The organism is Haloarcula limicola, assembly GCF_010119205.1.
GTDB classification, from domain to species: domain Archaea; phylum Halobacteriota; class Halobacteria; order Halobacteriales; family Haloarculaceae; genus Haloarcula; species Haloarcula limicola.
This window is the reverse complement of record NZ_WRXM01000002.1, coordinates 623,372-641,533: the sequence shown is the minus strand read 5'-3', so window position 1 is coordinate 641,533 and position 18,162 is coordinate 623,372. Positions and strand designations below refer to the sequence as shown.

The window sequence follows — 18,162 nt, the reverse complement described above, 5'->3', positions numbered from 1 at the left end:
ACCGGCCAACAGGTGGAACATGAACGAACGCGACACGCGGTACACGACCCTCCAACGAGTCGGGCTGGTCCTCGGTCCGGTCGCGTTCGTCCTCGTGCGGTACGTCGTCTCCCCGACCGGCCTCTCGCCGGGGGCCAACGCCGTGCTGGCGAGCACGCTCTGGATAGCCGCGTGGTGGATGACCGAGGCGGTCCCCATCCCGGTGACGAGCCTGCTGCCGGTGCTCCTCTTTCCGACGCTCGGCGTGGCGAGCGTCACCGAGGCGGCGGCGCCCTACGCTAACCCCGTCGTCTTCCTCTTCCTCGGCGGGTTCCTCGTGGCGCTGGCGATCGAGCGCTGGGGGCTGCATCAGCGCATCGCGCTGTCGGTGTTGCTCCGGACCGGCGACGACGCGCGCCGGCTGATACTCGGGTTCATGGCCGTCACCGCCTTCCTCTCGATGTGGGTCTCGAACACGGCGACGGCGATGATGATGGTCCCCATCGGGACGGCCGTCGTCGGCCAGTTGCGGGCCTTCGAGGGGCCGGACGAGGCGGACCCGGTCGCCGTCGCCGACTCGGCAGCGACGCTCGACGCGGGGGCGGCCCCGCGGTCGAACTTCGGGACCGCGCTCCTGTTGGGAATCGCGTACGCCGCGTCCATCGGCGGTATCGCCACGATAATCGGGACGCCGCCGAACGCCATCCTCGCGGGTCTCGCGCCGTCGGCGCTCGGCGTCCGCATCGGGTTCGTCCAGTGGATGGCCTTCGGCGTCCCGATCGCCGTCGTCTTCCTCCTCGTGACGTGGCTGGTGCTGATAGCCCTCCTCCGACCCGAGACGGCGACGGTGCCGGGCAGTGAGGTTATCGTCCGGGAGCGACTGGCGGCGCTCGGGCCGATGCGCACCGGCGAACGCCGCGTCGTCGCGGTCTTCGCCGTCGTCGTCGTCGGGTGGGTCCTGCGCCCGTTCGTCCTCGAACCGCTCGTCCCCGGCGTCTCCGATACGACCGTCGCGCTCGTCGGCGGCCTGCTCGTCTTCCTGGTGCCGGTCGACCTGCGCCGGGGCGAGTTCCTGCTCTCGTGGGACGACGCCGAGCGAATTCCGTGGGGCGTCCTGCTCCTGTTCGGCGGCGGGTTCTCGCTGGCAACCGGATTCCAATCGAGCGGTCTCGACCGATGGATCGCCGGGAACCTCACCGGGCTGCGCGGCGTCGAACTGCTGTGGGTCCTCCTCGCGGTGACGACGCTGGTCGTCTTCCTCACCGAGGTCACGTCGAACAGCGCGACGGCGTCGCTGTTCATCCCGGTGATGGCGAGCCTCGGCGCGTCGCTCGCCGTCTCGCCGCTGGTGCTCGCGGTGGCCGTCTCCGTCGCCGCCTCTTTCGCGTTCATGCTCCCCGTGGCGACGCCGCCGAACGCCATCGTCTTCGGGAGCGGCTACCTCTCGATCCCGCAGATGGCCCGCGTCGGGTTCTGGCTGAACCTGCTCGGCATCCTCCTGCTGACGGCGGCGACGTACCTCTGGCTGCCGGTCGTCTGGGGGCTGTGAACGGCGGCGAGCGGGCCGAAAAGTGATAGGTGTCACGAGAAAGGAGACGTATGGACGAGATGCCCTAGGCCGATCTCAGTGGCAAAGAACTCCGATACTGCGACCGGCCGTGGGAACTCACCGGAACGGTGGACGTCTGGCGAGACGGGAGCCTCCTCGCGGTGGCGGCCGGACAGCGCGACGACGTGTGCTGCCAGACGGCGACGCTGTATTTCGGACTGGACGGCGGGACGGGGTCGCTGAATCCGGGGAACTTGGGTCAGCACTTCGCAGCCTCGAACGGACCGGTAACGGCTACACGCTCGTCGTGAAGCGGACCCGCGGACGTACCGTTACAGCCTCCAGCGACTCACCTACGAGTGAGAGCCGTGGCGTTCGGTCCGCGTCGGCCGACGATCCAGCGTCGGAAGCGACTGACTACCGGTGTGCGAAGCCGTCTCGACGGCATCTCCGCCTCGTTCGGCGGCGTCGACGGGCTACGACCGCGCTCGTCACTGCGTCGCCGTTACCGGCCCAGTAACATAGGTACTTTTGTTATAACATCGTCGGTACCGGCCTCTTATCCGAGCAAAGCGGAGGCTACTTTCGAGCGTGCCCGCGCCGGTCGATGTGGCCGCCGTGTCCCCGCGGAGGTGGCCGACCGGCAGGCGAACCACGCGAATGTCTCGAAGCCGACGTGACTTCGGTCGCGATACGAGCCGCCGAGTACGTCCCGGCCCGCTGTGCCGGCTCCTCGATCCTTCTCCATGCCGTTTAGAAGGGCGCGACGACCGGGTTCGACGTGCTCGGCGAGCGGGGTCGGACCTCGGAGGCCGTCGCGGAGGACGCCGTCGCGCAGTTCCGAACGTGCCACGCGACGGGCGCGCCGGTCGACCCGCACACGGCCGACCAGCCGCAGGTGTATCTCCCACTCGCGGGCGGCCGGGTCCCCATGCCGTCGGAGACGGTGCGCGTCCGAGCGAACGTCGAACTGCTCGACGCCCTCGGCAGCGACGCCGGGGGGTGAGCGGCGGGCGCGAAAGAGTATTTGCCCGGCGGTGTCAACACTACATGCGTGACCTCACACGACCATCCACAGCGAGACTCGCCGGACTGGGAGCGCCCGGACTTCTGCCCGTTCTGCGGCACGGCGCTGGCCGACGGCGGTGCCGGATTCGTCGACCACATGGACGACAGCCCGCCCTGCGCGGAGCGATTCGAGTCGTGGCGCGAACGGATAACCGACGACGTCGGCGGCGAGTGGGGCGGCTGAACGACTCGAACGGGGACCAGCATGGACGCGGCAGCGGTCCGAGACATCGCCGTCACTCACCGGCGTCCCGCGCGGAAGCGCGGCGCGTCTCCGGTGAGGCGAGGGAGGTCGTCTCCGCCGAGTCGGACAGAGCGCGGCGGTGAGTAGCGGTCCGCGCCTCGGTCGGGTGCGTCGCCGACCGGACGCGCCGCGGGCCGGTACTGGCGGTATGCCTGCGTTTCGCCGCCTGACAGCGTCCCGACTGGTACGTTCCGTCGCCGGTTGGAGCGATATCTTCAGTCGCCGATCCCCATCTCGTTGCTGTCCGGCTGTACATGACAGACCAGATAACTACGGTTGGCAGCGACTCGCTCGTCCGCCGTCGCTACTCGAGACGGGCAACGCCGACTTATCGTCGCTGCCGAGCTCGGTGTGAACGAACAAGCGGTCCGTATCCGGCTCCGAGACGCGGCCGGTCCGTGTTCGGGCGATTTCGGTCGCTGCCCGACGATACCGACAAGCGGCGCTTTCCGCGGGGTCGCGATCGCGGGCGAATCGGCGAGCGGGCTTACCTCAGACGCCCTCTCGGCTAGTCCGCGTATATCAATATCCGCTCGCGCCGTCGTCTCTTCCGTCACGGGACGCTACGAGCGCCCGATTCTGGAGGGGCTCGACGTCAGCGTGACACACAGCCATGGTCCGAAACTTCCGCTCCGAAGACGAGGGAAAGCACGTGATGACAGCCGACGGCGACATGGTCGGCACCATCGAACGAGCCAGCGGCGGAACCGCACACGTGAAACCGGACTCGGGACTCTCCGGGAGCATCCGCCGGAAACTGGGCTGGACCGACGAGAGCGAGGAGACGTACAGCCTCGAGAAGGCGAACGTCGACAAGATAGACGACGACGGTATCCACCTGAAATCGAACTTCTGAGTCGCCGGCCGCTCGTCCGGTACCTTTTTTCGCGTCTCAGGTCAGTCCGTCGGCGACGCTATCGAGGTGGTCTATCCCGACGACGGCGAGGACCGACCCGTCTCGCCGGCGGGCGTCGACGTTCGCCGCCATGGTCTGTTCGCGCGTCCCGTCGAGCAACAGATCGGCGTGCGGTCGCTCGAACGCGCCGAGCAGCGCCCGGCTCCGCGCGACACGGGTCCGCTCGTCGTCGGCCTGGGCGGTCGGCGAGTCGGCCGCTGTGACGTCGTGAGCGAGGGCGTCGCGGTGGGCTCCCTCGGCCCCCAGCCGGCAGTCGAGGGCGTGGCGGGCGATGTGACCGATCTCGCCGACCGCCCGTCCGACCGTCCTCGGCGACGCGCGTTCGTCGACCGCGTTGCGGGCGAAGCGATAGCCGAACCGCCAACCGAGCGTGTCGATGCCGACCGCCTCCGCGTCCGGCGACGCGGCGACGGCGGCGGTCATCTCGTCCGTCGCCGCCGCGTCGTCTCCTCCGTCCGCGCTCTCCGCCCCTCGCCCCGCGAAATACGGTACCGCCACCGCCGGGAGTTCGAGCCCGAGGACGTCCGGGTCGAACGCCGTCGCTACCTCTCGGACGCGGTAACTGCTGGCGGGGTGATCGTGGACGACGCCGACGAGCATCGCGGGATGCCTGTCGGACGTCGCCGGCTGCGTTCGGACGAACTCCTCGTTCAGGCGGGGGTCGTCGCGGGCGGCGAGTTCAGTCGACACTTCCGATTGGCTGTTTGACATCGGTTTCGTACGACAGCACGTAGTTTCTACGGACGTTTAAGCGTTGTCTATCGTCCAATATGTGACGTGTACTCAAATACTGGTTTCGGGAAAATCCGACTCAATATGGGTGGAATATACGTACGACGAGAGAAATGCGGCTTGTGTCCCACCGAATAGTCGCCCGCTCCGACTGTTCCGGGCGAACCGGTTCGGCAATCCAAGGAGGGGAGTCTACCGCATTCCGCAGAGACCTACGAATGACCGCTTCAGAGACGGGACCATTCGGCGGGCAGAAACGGCTTGATAACCCGCTGAAAACGAATAGACAGTCATACGAGGAAAAAGTATGGCTATCGAACGAAGGGCACATATAGAAAACCGAAATATGAATTAGAAATTGGACATTTTGGAGATAAAGCATATTCATACAGGATATAGAGAAATATATCGGAGTATACGAATGCATCACGGGGCATTATATGCATGAATTGCTACTAATCTCTACGGTGTTTCTCGGCGTGAGCGGTTCCCGATCGATGGACTCGGTGTGACGGACGAAAGGATGTTTCAGTCTCGGCGTCCATCTGTCCTCACAATGAGCGAGTCCGACGGGGCCAAACAGGTCGACGACCCCGACTACCACAGCCAGAACCACACGGCCGCACAGGCCTGTGGCTGGACGAAGAACGCGATGCGGGGTGAGGGAAAGTGCTACAAATACATCTTCTACGGGATCGAGTCCCACCGCTGCATTCAGATGACGCCCGTCGTGAAGTGCAACGAGCGCTGCGTCTTCTGCTGGCGCGACCACGCGGGCCACGCCTACGAACTGGGCGACGTCGAGTGGGACGACCCGGCGGCCGTCGCCGACGCCTCCGTGGAGCTGCAGAAGGACCTGCTCTCGGGGTTCGGCGGCAACGACGAGGTGCCCGACGACGTCTTCGACCAGGCGATGGAGCCGCGCCACGTCGCCATCTCGCTGGACGGCGAGCCGACGCTGTACCCGTATCTGCCGGAACTCATCGAGGAGTTCCACGCGCGGGACATCACGACCTTCCTCGTCTCGAACGGCACGAACCCCGAGCTGCTCGCCGAGTGCGACCCGACACAGCTGTACGTCTCCGTCGACGCCCCCGACCGCAAGACGTTCGACTCGACGGTGAAGGCCGTCGAGGACGGCGCGTGGGAATCGCTGATCGACACGTTCGACGTCCTCGCGGAGAAGGACGAGACGCGCACGGTGATTCGGACGACGCTCGTGAACGGCCACAACATGCACCACCCCGAGTGGTACGCGGCGATGTGCGACCGGGCGAACGCCGACTTCGTCGAGATGAAGGCGTACATGCACGTCGGCCACTCCCGCGGACGCCTCGATCGCGATTCGATGCCCGACCATAGCGAGGTCCGGGCGTTCACGGAAGCCGTCGGCGAGTACCTCCCCCACGACGTGCTCAAGGAGGTCGAGGAGTCCCGCGTGGCCGTCCTCGCCGAGGACGAGCAGACGTGGGTGCCGAAGTTGAAGAAGGGAAGCGAGTTCTGGGAGCGGGACGCGTTGGTGGAGTACTGAGAGCCGGCTTCGAACCGACAACTGAGCTCCCGTTCCTCGACGTTCCACATCTGGAACTCATATCACGTTCGGTACGCTTATCGGGCGCGACTCCGTAGCGTCGCGCATGGCTGAATCATCGGGACGGGTCGTCGGGCGCGACGAGCTGGCGACGCTGAAACTGCTCGCGCTCGACGGCGCGATGGACGAGCCGACGAAGGTGTCCTGTGCGGACCTCGCGGCGCGCCTCGACGCCTCGAATCAGACGGCCTCGCGCCGTCTCCAACGGCTCGAAGACGCCGACTTCCTGGACCGCGACATCGGCGGCGACGGCCAGGAGGTCCGCATCACCGCCGCGGGCGAGCGCCGCCTCCAGTCGGAGTACGCCGACTACCGGCGCATCTTCGAGTCGGACGCGAGCGTCCACCTGAACGGCATCGTCACCTCGGGAATGGGCGAGGGACGGCACTACATCACGCTTCCCGGATACATGGAGCAGTTCATCGAGCGGCTGGACTACGAACCGTTCGCCGGGACGCTGAACCTCGAACTCACCGAGGAGAGCGTCCGCAAGCGCGCGCGGCTCGGCGCGCTCGAACCCGTGACTATCGAGGGCTGGGAGGACGACGAGCGAACCTACGGCCCGGCGTACTGCTACCCGGTTTCCATCGAGAGCGGCGACGGCGAGTACGAGCCCGCCCACGTCATCGCGCCCGAGCGGACCCACCACGGCGAGGAGCAACTTGAGGTCATCGCCCCCGAGAAGCTCCGGGACGTGCTGGAACTGGAAGACGGCGACGAGGTGATCGTCCATGTCTCGGAGTGAATCGCCCGTGGACACGGACAGCGCCGCCGACGCCGTCGCCGCGTTCGCCCGCGGCGACCCCGTGCTGGTCCACGACGCCGCCGACCGCGAAGGGGAGACGGACGTGATCTACCCGGCAGGTGCGGTCGATTCGGCGGCCGTCGCCCACATGCGCAATGACGCGGGCGGTCTCGTCTGCGTCGCCCTCTCCGACGCCGTCGCCGACGCCCTGGACCTCCCGTTCATGCGGGAGGTCGTCGACCACCCGACCGCCGCGGACCACGAACTGGGCTACGACGAGCGCTCCTCGTTCTCGCTGACGGTGAACCACCGCGACACCTTCACCGGCATCACCGACGAGGACCGCGCGCTGACCATCCGCGAACTCGCCGCGACCGCCGCCGACCCCGACGCCGCGGCCTTCGCCGAGGCGTTCCGTTCGCCGGGTCACGTCCACCTCCTGCGGGCCGCGCCGAACCTCTTGGACGACCGAGAAGGCCACACCGAACTCGGAATCGCGCTGGCCGCCGCCGCCGACCAGCCCCCCGCCGCCGTGGTCTGTGAGATGCTCGACGACGAGACGGGCGAGGCGCTGCCGCCGGCCGCCGCCCGCGCCTACGCCGAGCGCGAAGGCCTGGTCTACGTCGAGGGAGCGGCGCTGCTGGCCGCGCTCGACTGAGCTCCGCGACCGGGAATCGCGCGTCGCTAAGCCGGGCTTGCCGTCATCTCCGTCTGCCTCAGCCCGGCTTACGAATCGCTACGGCGGGAATAACAATGCCCGCTTGTCGTGGGTGGTTGGACGCATGGCATCGATTCCAAGTTCGAACCGGCTTTCGGGACGACGACTACTCACCTTACTCGTGGTGGTCTCCGTCCTGTTGGTACCGCTGACCGGTCTGGTCGCGGCACAGGCCGACGAGACGCCGACAGAGACACCGACCGACGGACCGATGGAGACGCCGCCCGACGACGAGTCGGAACCGACGGCGACGCCGTCCGACGAGGAGACGGAGACGGAGACGCCGGCGGACGACGGAGAGGCGACGCCGTCCGACGACGATGAGGCGGCGAGCACCGACGGGCAGTACGCCGCCGTCCAGGGCGACCAGTGTACCGTGGTGACGCCGATCTCCGGGAACGAGTCCGCCGTCGAGTTCTACGACTACCGACTCCCAGAGGAGTTCGCGGACAACCCCTACATCAACACGACGGGCGACGCGTACGGCTCGGAGGGGACGCGGGACCTCCAGCGGGCCAACACGAGCATCGTCTTCCTGTACTCGGACACGAACGGCACCGAGGACACGGCCGACGACACGCTGAGCCTGGTGTTCGTCCACGGCAACGAGGGCAACGCTAACTCGACCGGCGGGTCGGCGTCCTTGGACATCACCCAGCTCCCGGCCAACGGGACGTGGACGGTCCGCGACGACGAGTACGACGGGCCTACCAGCTACGACGTCTGGACCGTCGACAACGAGACCGCCCGCGTCGACTGGACGTGGGGCGACGCGGCCACGGACGGCGGCGTCTACAGCGGCCTCGGCGAGAACTTCTCGATCAGCGTCAGCCCGGCCTTCAACGACGAGGCCGTGCTGGCCGGTCAGTACTACAACGGCACCGTCGAGAACTGGGAGGTCCTCTCGGCCAACGCCTCCGACGAGGACGCGGAGCCGACCCGGACCGCCCTCGACCTCTCGGAGCCGATGACGCTCTCGACCGGCGGTTGTGAGGGCGTCGCCGCGGACGGGAACGCGACCGACGAGGGCGAGACCGAAACGGGGACGCCGATGGGCGAGACCGAGACGGGGACGCCGATGGACGGGACCGAGACCGCGACCGAAGCGGGAACGCCGTCGGACGTCATCGTCTTAGACGAGGAGACGGCCACGGCCGAGAACGAGACCGCGACCGCGGACAACTGAGGAGCGATCTCGCGGACGCGTACCGACCCCCCGGCGGCCGTGCAGGCCGCCGACGGGCGTCCTTTCTTTCGTCGAGTCACGCGACTGCCAACAGTGAACAGACACCGTCAACACTCTTAACGGAGGAATTCAATTGGGAGTATATGACTCACGACGAGCGAACGGTCGGTATCGAACGTGACTGTCGGACCTCGGAGGGCGAGGCATGAGCGACCGCCCCGAGATGTTCGAGGGCGTCGAGGAGGTCTGGATGGACGGCGAGTTCGTCGACTTCGAGGAGGCGAACGTCCACCTGCTGACCCACGCGCTGCACTACGGCACCGGCGTCTTCGAGGGCGTCCGCTGTTACGAGACCGAGGAAGGCCCGGCGATCTTCCGCTGGGAGGAACACCTCGATCGGTTCTACGACTCCGCGGAGGTGTACGACATGGAGATCCCCTTCGAGAAGGACGAGCTCACCGAGGCCACGGTGGAACTCATCCAGCGGGAGGGCCTGCAGTCTTGCTACATCCGCCCGATCGCCTTCTACGGGTACGGACCGCTCGGGCTGAACCCGGGCAAGTCGCCCGTGCAGGTCGGCCTCGCCGCGTGGCCGTGGGGCGCGTATCTCGGCGAAGAGGCGCTCGAAGAGGGCGTCGACGTGGCCATCTCCTCTTGGCGGAAGTACTCCTCCGACCAGATCCCGACCAACGCGAAGACGACCGGTCCCTACGTCAACAGCGTTCTCGCGTCGCTCGAGGCCAGAGGCAACGGCTACGTCGAGGCCATCGTCCTCAACCAGGAGGGCAACGTCGCCGAGGGGCCGGGCGAGAACGTCTTCCTCGTCCGCGACGGCGAGATCTACACGACCGGGCTGGCCGAGTCCATCCTCGACGGCATCACCCGGCGCACCGCCATCGAACTCGCCGAGGAACTGGGCTACGAGGTCCACGACGAGGCGACAATCTCGCGGGGCGAACTGTACACCGCCGACGAGCTGTTCTTCACCGGCACCGCGGCGGAGGTGACGCCCATCCGCAGCGTCGACGACAACCAGATCGGCGCGGGGACCAAGGGACCGGTCACCGACGAGCTCCAGACGGCCTTCTTCGACCTCGTCGAGTCGGGCGAGCGAGAAGAGTGGTTCCGCTACGTCTGAGCCGGCCCGCAGCTAGTCTTCGCTGGTCATCGGGATCGGGCTATCGCCGTCGTGCGTGTCGCCGAAGCCGGCGCTGAGGATGCGCGTCAGCGCGTCCTCGACGCGTTCGTCGGTCTCCTCGTAGTCCTCGGGAGAGACCTCGATGACGAACCCGGTGGTGATGTTCGGAGCCGTCGGCAGGAACAGGACGTCGCGGCCGTCGTCGGTCGTCTTCCCGGTCTTGAACGCGGTCATCCGCAGGCCGTCCCACACTTCGAGCTTCACGGGTTTCTGGAGTTCGTCGGTGCCCGAAACCGCCGTCTCGACCGCCATCTTCGAGGCGTTGTACACCACCCGAAGCCCCGGAACGTGGTTCATCGCGTCGTCTAAGGCCCGCTCGACGATGTCGCCGAAGGCGGTCCGCATCAGGTAGCCCACGGAGAAGACGAGCAGGACGAACAGGACGAGCGCGACGAAGACCCGGGCGAACTCCACCGCTCGGGCGGTGGCGGCGTCGGCGGGCACGCCGAGCGCGATCAGGAGCCCGGAGTCGATGGCGGGGATGAAAAACGCCGCGGAAGCCAGGATGCCGTAGAGGTAGATGATGACGGTGAGAGTGACGATGATGGGCAACAGAACGATGAGGCCGCTCGCGAAGTCACGCTTCCACGACGAGGACGAGGCCATAGGGAGATAGTGGCCGGCACGGGATATGAGCCCTTTCCTTTCCGGTCCCGAGCGCGGAACTAGCCGCCGGCGAGCGCGCGAAGCGCGAACAGCGCGTTCTCCTTTCGCTCGAGGACGCGCCGCCAGAAGTACGCGGGCCACTCGCTGCCGAAGGGGGCGTACTGCCAGACGTCACAGACGTCGGCGAGCTCGTACTGGGCGTCGGTCCGCACGCCCATCAGCATCTGCACCTCGTAGGGCGTCTCGTACTCGCTGTGGAGGTCCGCCGCCAGCGTCAGCATCTCGGGGTCGTGGCTGCCGACGGCGATCCCGCCGGTGCGCTCGCGGAACAGGAACTCCAGGTCCCGCCGGTAGGCCTCGTTCACCTCGGCTTTGCGCTGGTAGGCCACGTCCGCGGGCGGGTCGTACGCGCCCTTGACCAGCCGGAGCTTTCCCGGCACGTCCGCGAGCCGCTCGAGGTCGTCGGCCGTCCGCCGGAGGTTCGACTGGAGACAGAGGCCGACGCCGCCCTCGTGTGCCTCGGCCTGCGTCTCGAAGGCGTCGATGGCGGCGTCGGTCGTCGTGTGGTCCTCCATGTCCATCCAGACGAAGACGCCGTGTTCCGCGGCGCTCTCGACGACGCGCGCGAGGTTCTCGCGGAAGAACGTCTCGTCGACGAGCAGCCCGAGCTGGGAGGGCTTCACGGAGATACAGGCCCGGAGGTCGCTCGCGCCGATGTCGGCGACGAGCCGCTCGTAGGCGGCGGTGTCGGCCGCCGCGGGAGCGCGCTCGCGGTAGTGTTCGCCCAACCGGTTGCAGATGACGCCGACGTTCCGCTCGTTCGTCCGGCGGGCGTGTTCGAGGGCCGCGGCGGCCGACTCCCCGGCGACGAACCGACGTGCCAGTGGCGGCAACATGCCCGATAGTTGCCACCCGGACGGCAAGAAGGTTGCCGCGTCGCGCTATCGTCGTGACACGCGCTCGGTACGAGTCACAAAGCTCGAAACCAACCACGAGCGATAGCAATTCGACTCCCCCACGCCCGTTGTAGAATTTATAAAACACTACTTCGTACGTGAGGTTACAGATGGAGGTCAAACGAACCGTTCTGGTCAAACTCTCGGTTCCCGAAGACCGACAGAGCGACCTCCATCAGACTATCGGGCAGTTCAACCACGCCTGCAACTACACCGTCCAACACGGTAGAAACGACGACGGCTATCTCATCCTCAACAAGTCCACCATACACGACGAAGTGTACCACGACCTACGAGACGAGACAGACCTGCCCGCGAACCTCTGCGTTCGCGCCTACTCGAAAGCCATCGAAGCGATGAAATCTACAGTTGCAGACTGGAAGAAGGGTAACAGCCGACCACTCCCACGATTCAACGAGCCGTCAGCCGTCTACGACAAACGGACGCTGACCATCAAGGACAGGTCTGCCACCCTTTCCACCATCAACGGCAGGGTTGGCGTTGACTACGTTCTCGGAGACTACCAGAAGTCCTACCTCGATGACGACGACTACGAAAAACGAATGGGAACGCTCCACTACCGCGAGGACGAGGATGCGTTCTACCTCCACATCGTCATCAAAAAAGAGGTCGAAGAACGCGACGGTGACACGGTACTGGGCGTGGACTTGAACCTGAAGAACGTCGCCGTGACGAGTACGGGGTCGTTCTACGATGGTGGCGAACTGCTGTGGGGCCAGAACCACTACTTCCGCGTGCGTCGAAGCCTTCAGCACAAAGGCACTCGCTCCGCCAAGCAGGTACTCCGGCGACTGTCGGGGCGAGAAAACCGCTTCGTGCTGAATCGCCTGCACACTATCTCTCGGCGCATCGTGGAGGAAGCCGACGCCCACGATTGTTCGTACATCGCCGTCGAACGCTTGACCCACATCCGCGAGCGAATGGACAACGGGAACGACCAAATAAAGCGTCAGATGCACAACTGGGCGTTCCGCGAACTTCAAGAAATGCTCGCGTACAAAGCCAGCGGGTACGGTATCCGCGTGGAGGAGATTCCGCCTGCGTTTACGAGTCAGACCTGCTCGAAGTGCGAGCATCAGTCCAGCACGAACCGTGATAGCAAGACTGGCTGGTTCGAGTGCAACGAGTGTGGCTACTCGGTCGACGGCGACTACAACGCGTCGAAGAACATCGGTCTCAAGTTGCTAACTTTACCACCGGGCAAACGTCCCGATGGGTTGGGCGACGGTCATCTCGCCCTCAAGTCTGGGATGGTGAACGGGAACGGCGATTACACCGCCTACGACGGTTCGTCGTCAGACCGGGAGTCCACGGACAAGCCCACGACTTCAGTCGTCGGTAGATGACACGGGTTAAGACGCCGGGCCGAGACGGCGCGGACATGGACGTCTTCGGTGTGGTTGTGACGGCGGTGTGGGTGATGCTGCCCGCGTACGTGCCCAACAACGCGGCGGTGCTCGCCGGCGGGGGCCGGCCGATCGACGGCGGACGGACGATGGGCGACAGCCGACTGCTCGGCGACGGCAAGACGTGGCGCGGGACGCTCGCGGGCACGCTCGCGGGACTGACGCTGGCGATACTGCTCTCGGTGCTCGCGCCCGCGGCGAGCGACTTCGTCGGCCACCCGCTCCCGACGTTTCCGCTGCGCGCGGGCCTCGGACTGGCGTTCGGGGCGATGCTCGGGGACGTCGGAGCGTCGTTTCTCAAGCGCCGGAGCGGTCGCGAGCGCGGGGCCGCTTTCCCGGGGCTCGACCAGTTGGACTTCGTGGTCGGCGCGCTCGCCTGTGCGCTCGTCCTCGCGCCGTCGTGGTTCGGCGCGACGTTCACCGTCCCCGTGTTGGTGGCGATCCTCCTGCTCACGCCGCTGTTACACGTGCTGACGAACGGCATCGCCTACGCGCTCGGGCTGAAGAACGAGCCCTGGTGAGCCTCTAGCGACGGCGCGCGAGCAGGCCGGCCAGTAGCACCGCCAGCGCCGCGAGTGCGGCGGTGAAGCCGGGGCCGCTGGCGTCGGTGGTCTCGACCGGCGATCCGGTGAGTCCGTCGGTCGCAGCCGTCGCCCGTGCGGTGGTGCCGGTCGACTTCCCGCTGTCGCTCTCCGTTCCAACCGCGCTCTCGCTCGCTCTCTCGGTCGTCACACCGCTGTTCGGGGTCGGCTGGACTGCGGTAGCGGTCGCGGAGTCCCCGGTCGAGCCTCTCGTGCCGTCCGGCGCGGCAGTTGTCTCGCCGGACGGCGTCGCGGTCGCCCCGTCTTCCTGTAAGCCGCCGGTCGCCCCGTCGTCGGTCGCACCACCGCCCGCGCCGCCCGTCCCGCCACCGCCGCCCGCGCCGCCGTCGCTCCCGCCGCTCGGTGGCGCGTTTCCACCCGACGTTCCGCCGTCACTCGAAGCAGTCTCGGTCGCCGTCGCCCCGCTCTCGGTCGATCCGTCGCTCCCGCTCGTCGCGCTCTCGTCCGTGAGGGCGTACACCTCGCCGGCGTCGGTCCCGATGATAACTGTGCCGTCGACGAGGGCCGGCGGCGAGACGGTCGACCCGCTGAGTTCCCGTGTCCACAGGCGGGTCCCGTCCGTCGAGATACCGTGGACTGCGCCGGCATCGGTGGCGGTCACGAGCGTCTCGCCGTGCAGGGACATCGAGACGCCGCTATCGCCGGTCGCCGGTACGTCGACGGTCCACGCCGTCGCGCCGCCGTCCGCGTCGTCGAGCGCGACCACGTCGCCGGCGGCGGTCGCGGCGTAGACGACGTCGGCGGTGACGACCGGCGAATAGCGCACCGCGTCGCCGAGCGCGGTCGTCCACCGCCGCGTCCCGTCGGGCGCGTACGCGGCGACGGTGCCGTCGGCCGCGCCGACGTACACCGACCCGTCGGTGACGGCCGGCGAGGTGAGCCGCTCGCCGGCGACCGACTCGGTCCACAGGCTGCTCCCGTCGATTCCGACCGCGTGGAGCGTCCCGTTGCGGTCGCCGGCGTAGACGGTGCCGTCGGCGACGGCCGGCGAAGTCGTCGAGAGGGAGGCCCCGGCGTCGTAGGTCCACGCCGCGTCACCGGTGTCGGCGTCGAGAGCGTACAGCGTCCCGTCGGCGCTGCCGACGTAGAGGACCCCGTCATGGACCGTCGGCGGCCCGAAGGGGGCTCCCGAGAGCGCCGTCGACCACCGCTCGTCGCCGTCGGCGGTGCCGAGGGCCGTCACGCCGTCGGCCGTCGACGCGTAGACGGTGCCGTCGGCGACGGCCAGCGCGTCGTATCGCTGATTTTCCACGTCTCTGGTCCACTGACGGGTCCCGTCGCCGAGCGCGTGCGCGTTGACGAACTTCCCGGTCGCCACGAAGACCTGCTCGTCGGCGATGACGGGACTGGCGGCCACGTCGCCGCCGGGCGCGCGGTTCCAGTCGTCCGTCGGCGACTCCAGCGGCGACAGCGACGCGGCGGCACCGGTGTTGCGCTCGCTGCCGGCGTAGCTCTCCCATCCGTCGACGCCCGGGGCGCCCGTGACCGGGGCCGCCGCGACGGCCGCGATCGTCGCTAGCACGAGGAGTCCGAACGCTCGTCTGTTCATCATCAGTTACGACTCTTCCAGTAACCGACGCGGCGTTGGGTAGTCTATCTTGCGGTCGTTTAGAGCGGGCGTCCGACCCGTGAGAACGCCGTCTCCGCCGATGGTTCGAGAATTCCGTGGTCCGGGACGAGTATCCACCGCGCCGGCACCTTCGGGGTGCCGGTGAGTGCCAGTACCCCCGCGCCGGCGGTTCCCACCGGAAATTCACGCCGGCGCATCGCGTCTCTCCCACCCTGTGCTTCCCTGCCGTGCGTGCCAGTCAGTCACTGTCCATGCCAGTGCACGCACCGGTCGTACGATACTGCGAATATTAAATCTTTAGGAACGAATGCTCACAAGGTTTTCAGCGGATGCCGGCCGCGGGAAGTGATGTGCTTTTCAAAGCGGCACGTCGAGAGAGACGTATGACTACACGCGGGGACACGCTCCGACTCGCCACGCGCGGCTCCGATCTGGCGTTGCGGCAGGCGGCCACGGTCAGGGACGCCCTGGCCAGTAGACGACTCGCCGTCGAACTGACCGAGGTCGAGACCACCGGCGACCAGATACGCGACGAACTCATCCACCGCCTCGGCAAGACCGGCGCGTTCGTCCGCAGCCTAGACGAGAAGGTCATCGCGGGCGAACTCGACGCCGCCGTCCACTCGATGAAGGACATGCCGACCGAGCGGCCCGACGAACTGGTCGTCGCCGGCGTCCCCGAACGCGCCGCGGCGGGCGACGCCCTCGTGACGCCCGACGGCGTCGAACTGGACGAGCTACCGGAGGGCGCGACGGTCGGCACGTCGAGCCTCCGCCGCCGCGCGCAGCTGCTCGCCGAGCGGCCCGACCTCACCGTCGAACCGCTGCGGGGCAACGTCGACACGCGCATCGAGAAACTGCTCGCGCCGACGATCCAGCGCGAGCATCAGGAGCGCCACGAGGCCGAGCAGGAGCGGAAGGAACACGCTGGAGCGGAAGACAGCGACTACGAGTTCCCCTACGAGCAGGACGTCGAGGAGTGGTTCAACGGGTTGGCGGAACTCGAACGCCGGGCGATGGAGCGAGAGCCGGACGTCGAGTACGACGCCATCGTCCTCGCGCAGGCGGGACTCGACCGCGCCGGGCTCTCTCACCACGTCGGGACGACGGAACTGGACCCGTCCCGGTTCGTCCCGGCACCCGGCCAGGGCGCGCTCGCGGTGACGGCCGTCGACGGCGACCTCGCCGAGGACATCAAAGACCGCATCGACCACCGGCGGACCCGCGTCGAGACGACCGTCGAGCGGACGATCCTCGCGGAGCTCGGCGGCGGCTGCGTGGCCCCCATTGGCGTCTACGCTACGCTCGAAGGCGGCGTCGTCCACACGAACGTCCGTGTCCTCTCGCGGGACGGCGACGAGGAAGTGCGGGTCGGCCGCGACCTCCCCGCAGAGCGCCACGTCTCCGCCGCCGTCGACCTCGCCGCGGAACTGGCAGATCGGGGGGCCGACGACCTCATCGCCGAGGCCAAGCGCGACGCGGGCGCGGCCGACGACGACGCGGCGACCGCCCGGGAGGAAGAGGAAGACGCATGACCGACCAGACTGCGGTCGGCAAAGTCTACCTCGTCGGCTCCGGTCCCGGCGACCCCGACCTGCTGACGGTGAAGGCCCGTCGCCTCCTCGACGAGGCGGACGTCGTCCTCCACGACAAACTGCCCGGCCCCGAGATCCTCGACCTGATCCCCGAGGACCGACGCGAGGACGTCGGCAAGCGCGCCGGCGGCGAGTGGACGCCACAGGAGTACACGAACGCCCGGCTGGTCGAACTTGCCCAGGAAGGAAAGGAAGTCGTCCGGCTCAAGGGCGGCGACCCGACGGTGTTCGGCCGCGGCGGCGAGGAGATGGTCACGCTCGCCGAGAACGAGATCCCGTTCGAAGTCGTGCCGGGCATCACCAGCGCCATCGCCGGCCCGGCAGTAGCCGGGATTCCGGTCACGCACCGCGACCACGTCTCCTCCGTCTCCTTCGTCACGGGTCACGAGGACCCCACCAAGGACGAGTCGGCCGTCGACTGGGACGCGCTCGCGGCCACCGGCGGCACCATCGTCGTTCTCATGGGCGTCGGCAAACTGCCCGACTACACCGCGGCGCTCCGCGAGGCGGGGATGGACCCCGAGACGCCGGTCGCGCTGGTCGAACGGGCGACGTGGCCCGACCAACGAGTCGCCACCGGAACCTTAGAGACCATCGTCGACGTGCGCGACGAGGAGGGCATCGAACCGCCCGCGATCACCGTCATCGGGGCCGTCGCGGACCAGCGCGAGCGCGTCGTCGAGTTCCTGGAGGGGGCCTGATGCGCGAGGAACCGCGCCTCCGCGTCGCGGCGTTCCGACCCGACGACGAGCGGCTGACGGCCGCGGTCGAACTGCTCGACTCGCTGGGCGCGGACCCGGTTCCCGACCCGATGCTCGCCGTCGAGCCAACCGACGGCGCGCCCCGGAGCGACGCCGATTACGTCGTCCTGACGAGCAAGACGGGCGTCGAACTCGCCGCCGACGCGGGCTGGTCGCCCGGCGGGGCGACGGTCTGTGCCATCGGCGACGCGACGGCCGCGGCGCTCCGCGAGGCGGGCTACACCGTCGACGTGGTCCCCGAGGAGTTCTCCTCGTCGGGGTTGGTCCGCAGGCTGGAGGCCGAGGTGGCCGGCGCTCGCATCGAGGTGGCCCGCTCGGACCATGGCTCGGTAGTGTTGACCGACGGGTTGGAAGCCGCGGGCGCGTACGTCCACGAGACGGTGCTCTACCGGCTCGTCCGCCCGCCCGAATCCGGTGAATCCGCCGAACTCGCCGCCGCAGGTGAACTGGACGCCGCACTCTTCACCTCCTCGCTCACCGTTCGGCACTTCCTCGCGGCCGCCGAGGAACGAGGCATCCGCGAGGACGCCGTCGCCGGACTGCGGGATGCCACGGTCGGAACTATCGGAAAACCTACGAAGGAAACAGCGGAGAACGCGGGGATCGCGGTCGATGTCGTCCCCGACCGCGCGGACTTCGAGGCGTTAGCCTGCGAGGTCGTCGAGGCGGCGGCACCGACTCATCGAGAGTGAACCGGTTCCGGCGGGGCCGCTCGCGGC

The 18,162-nt window shown here is 67.8% G+C and carries 20 protein-coding genes; 15 read left to right on the top strand and 5 right to left on the bottom strand.

The features are described from left to right. Positions 1-19: 19 nt before the first annotated feature. The 5 genes from GO488_RS12720 to GO488_RS12700 all read left to right on the top strand — a co-directional run bounded on the left by GO488_RS12720 (position 20) and on the right by GO488_RS12700 (position 3,696). Positions 20-1,528 (top strand): SLC13 family permease, encoded by a 1,509-nt coding sequence (locus tag GO488_RS12720; RefSeq protein ID WP_162318202.1) that lies wholly within the window; start codon positions 20-22, stop codon positions 1,526-1,528. 128 nt (positions 1,529-1,656) lie between these two features. Next, positions 1,657-1,839 carry a hypothetical protein gene (locus tag GO488_RS12715; protein WP_162318201.1) on the top strand — a complete coding sequence of 61 codons (183 nt, stop codon included), beginning with the start codon at positions 1,657-1,659 and terminating at the stop codon, positions 1,837-1,839. Between the two features lie 470 nt (positions 1,840-2,309). Then, positions 2,310-2,534 (top strand): hypothetical protein, encoded by a 225-nt coding sequence (locus tag GO488_RS12710; RefSeq protein ID WP_162318200.1) that lies wholly within the window; start codon positions 2,310-2,312, stop codon positions 2,532-2,534. Between the two features lie 48 nt (positions 2,535-2,582). Further along, positions 2,583-2,780 (top strand): DUF7501 family protein, encoded by a 198-nt coding sequence (locus tag GO488_RS12705; protein WP_162318199.1) that lies wholly within the window; start codon positions 2,583-2,585, stop codon positions 2,778-2,780. Positions 2,781-3,453: 673 nt separating this feature from the next. After that, the gene (locus tag GO488_RS12700; RefSeq protein WP_162318198.1) at positions 3,454-3,696 is read left to right on the top strand and encodes a hypothetical protein; all 243 of its coding nucleotides are present in this window, start codon (positions 3,454-3,456) and stop codon (positions 3,694-3,696) included. A gap of 36 nt (positions 3,697-3,732) precedes the next feature. Here the strand turns inward: GO488_RS12700 and GO488_RS12695 are convergent, their stop codons facing one another. Beyond that, positions 3,733-4,467, bottom strand: a complete 735-nt coding sequence (locus tag GO488_RS12695) for a hypothetical protein (RefSeq protein ID WP_162318197.1) — start codon at positions 4,465-4,467, stop codon at positions 3,733-3,735. Positions 4,468-5,044: 577 nt separating this feature from the next. Between GO488_RS12695 and twy1 the strand changes: the two genes are divergently transcribed. The 5 genes from twy1 (at position 5,045) to GO488_RS12670 (ending at position 9,866) form a co-directional block, all read left to right on the top strand. After that, the gene (twy1, locus tag GO488_RS12690; protein ID WP_162318196.1) at positions 5,045-6,019 is read left to right on the top strand and encodes a 4-demethylwyosine synthase TYW1; all 975 of its coding nucleotides are present in this window, start codon (positions 5,045-5,047) and stop codon (positions 6,017-6,019) included. A gap of 106 nt (positions 6,020-6,125) precedes the next feature. Continuing rightward, a complete protein-coding gene (locus GO488_RS12685) occupies positions 6,126-6,824 on the top strand; it encodes a DUF120 domain-containing protein (RefSeq protein WP_162318195.1) in 699 nt (232 codons plus the stop codon). After that, positions 6,811-7,482 (top strand): 3,4-dihydroxy-2-butanone-4-phosphate synthase, encoded by a 672-nt coding sequence (gene ribB, locus GO488_RS12680; RefSeq protein WP_162318194.1) that lies wholly within the window; start codon positions 6,811-6,813, stop codon positions 7,480-7,482. The genes GO488_RS12685 and ribB overlap by 14 nt, the downstream gene beginning before the upstream one ends. A gap of 124 nt (positions 7,483-7,606) precedes the next feature. After that, complete coding sequence (locus GO488_RS12675) at positions 7,607-8,728, top strand: hypothetical protein (protein WP_162318193.1); 1,122 nt, start codon at positions 7,607-7,609, stop codon at positions 8,726-8,728. 205 nt (positions 8,729-8,933) lie between these two features. Further along, positions 8,934-9,866 carry a branched-chain amino acid transaminase gene (locus GO488_RS12670; protein WP_174242498.1) on the top strand — a complete coding sequence of 311 codons (933 nt, stop codon included), beginning with the start codon at positions 8,934-8,936 and terminating at the stop codon, positions 9,864-9,866. A 12-nt stretch (positions 9,867-9,878) separates the two neighbouring features. On the opposite strand, the gene GO488_RS12665 is transcribed toward GO488_RS12670, so the two are convergent. Next, complete coding sequence (locus GO488_RS12665; protein ID WP_162318192.1) at positions 9,879-10,532, bottom strand: DUF502 domain-containing protein; 654 nt, start codon at positions 10,530-10,532, stop codon at positions 9,879-9,881. Positions 10,533-10,591: 59 nt separating this feature from the next. Next, entirely contained in the window at positions 10,592-11,428 is an 837-nt protein-coding gene (locus GO488_RS12660; protein ID WP_162318191.1) for a proline dehydrogenase family protein, read from the bottom strand. Between the two features lie 170 nt (positions 11,429-11,598). Here GO488_RS12660 and GO488_RS19950 point away from each other — a divergent pair, with 170 nt between their 5' ends. Then, positions 11,599-12,855, top strand: a complete 1,257-nt coding sequence (locus GO488_RS19950) for an RNA-guided endonuclease InsQ/TnpB family protein (RefSeq protein ID WP_162318190.1) — start codon at positions 11,599-11,601, stop codon at positions 12,853-12,855. A gap of 35 nt (positions 12,856-12,890) precedes the next feature. Further along, positions 12,891-13,436 carry a CDP-2,3-bis-(O-geranylgeranyl)-sn-glycerol synthase gene (locus tag GO488_RS12650; RefSeq protein WP_162318643.1) on the top strand — a complete coding sequence of 182 codons (546 nt, stop codon included), beginning with the start codon at positions 12,891-12,893 and terminating at the stop codon, positions 13,434-13,436. A gap of 4 nt (positions 13,437-13,440) precedes the next feature. Here the strand turns inward: GO488_RS12650 and GO488_RS12645 are convergent, their stop codons facing one another. Together GO488_RS12645 and GO488_RS12640 are read right to left on the bottom strand one after the other, a co-directional pair. Then, positions 13,441-15,069, bottom strand: coding sequence for an outer membrane protein assembly factor BamB family protein (locus tag GO488_RS12645; protein ID WP_162318189.1), 1,629 nt, complete (start codon positions 15,067-15,069; stop codon positions 13,441-13,443). Between the two features lie 56 nt (positions 15,070-15,125). After that, the gene (locus GO488_RS12640) at positions 15,126-15,284 is read right to left on the bottom strand and encodes a hypothetical protein (RefSeq protein WP_162318188.1); all 159 of its coding nucleotides are present in this window, start codon (positions 15,282-15,284) and stop codon (positions 15,126-15,128) included. A gap of 186 nt (positions 15,285-15,470) precedes the next feature. Here GO488_RS12640 and hemC point away from each other — a divergent pair, with 186 nt between their 5' ends. Genes hemC through GO488_RS12625 form a run of 3 tightly spaced genes read left to right on the top strand, consistent with a single transcriptional unit; the run spans position 15,471 to position 18,135 of the window. Next, positions 15,471-16,622 (top strand): hydroxymethylbilane synthase, encoded by a 1,152-nt coding sequence (hemC, locus tag GO488_RS12635; protein WP_162318187.1) that lies wholly within the window; start codon positions 15,471-15,473, stop codon positions 16,620-16,622. After that, the gene (gene cobA / locus GO488_RS12630) at positions 16,619-17,383 is read left to right on the top strand and encodes a uroporphyrinogen-III C-methyltransferase (protein ID WP_162318186.1); all 765 of its coding nucleotides are present in this window, start codon (positions 16,619-16,621) and stop codon (positions 17,381-17,383) included. The genes hemC and cobA overlap by 4 nt, the downstream gene beginning before the upstream one ends. Further along, positions 17,383-18,135 carry a uroporphyrinogen-III synthase gene (locus GO488_RS12625; protein ID WP_162318185.1) on the top strand — a complete coding sequence of 251 codons (753 nt, stop codon included), beginning with the start codon at positions 17,383-17,385 and terminating at the stop codon, positions 18,133-18,135. The genes cobA and GO488_RS12625 overlap by 1 nt, the downstream gene beginning before the upstream one ends. The last annotated feature ends 27 nt before the right edge of the window (positions 18,136-18,162 follow it).